Here is an 895-nt window from a genome sequence, read left to right as displayed (position 1 = left end):
TCATGGTGAGGATTGAGGCACCGGCAGTGTGCGAAAGCAGCCGGTCAACAGCTACTCCCCTCATCTACCGCAGGGCGCGTCTCTCCCCGACTCTACCGGTGTTGATGTTCCCATCGACTTGCCAATCTCTGTGCATAAGGCTGTTGGCGGGGAAAGTGACTTTCCTTGCCCCGGCGAGATTTTAGCAGCGGCTCTAGCGAGTTGTCTGGATACCGCGATCCGAATGATCGCCAATCTGATGAAAATGGAACTCAAAAATCTTGAGGTAAAGGTTAGCTTAGGGGCCGACGTCCGTGGAACACTAATGATGAACGATCAGATTCCTGTTGGATTCCAGAGCGTTCATGTCGAGGTTGACATAAAAACCTCATCAGATGTTCCCGATAAATCTCTGGCAGTGCTTCTCAATGCCGCTGAAAAGAGCTGCGTTATACTTCAAACACTGCGTAATCCGCCAAAGTTACTAGTCAGCCGAACCGTGAATCAGGCTTTAGAATGCCCTGAGCTGAAATGAGGCCTGCTGTAGCTGTTCAGGAATATGGAGAAAATCAGAAGTGACCTGCCAGTTTGCGCTCTTCGCGTAGGCCGAACGATCGCCAGTTAATGCATGCTCTGTATATGTCCGAAGTTGCGAAGTGCCATCTGCTGCCAACATTTCCAACTGGCCCGAACGGCAAACATGGGTCACCCGGCGAAGGCGGCCATGTGCTTGGATAAGGACGATATCCGGTTCTGATGGCAGTTTCATAATAGTTTATAATATTTGCTCTCAACCTCAGCTGGAACCGCTCGGATGGCCGCTTCTCTAATCGGGCGCTGAGGTCAAGCTCTTTTTTCCTTTCCGATCGGATCTAATCCATCTCCGGGTCACGCTTCTCTTCGCAGTCTGGGTCGC

Annotated in this window: 1 protein-coding gene; it reads left to right on the top strand. The window is 51.3% G+C overall.

From position 1 onward, the window contains the following. Positions 1-28 precede the first annotated feature (28 nt). Positions 29-514 (top strand): OsmC family protein, encoded by a 486-nt coding sequence (locus PPL9_RS01120; protein ID WP_057460920.1) that lies wholly within the window; start codon positions 29-31, stop codon positions 512-514. The last annotated feature ends 381 nt before the right edge of the window (positions 515-895 follow it).

It is taken from the genome of Pseudovibrio sp. POLY-S9, assembly GCF_001431305.1.
Taxonomy (GTDB): domain Bacteria; phylum Pseudomonadota; class Alphaproteobacteria; order Rhizobiales; family Stappiaceae; genus Pseudovibrio.
Note: the sequence above shows the minus strand (reverse complement) of the source record. Positions and strands in the feature narration are given on the sequence as shown.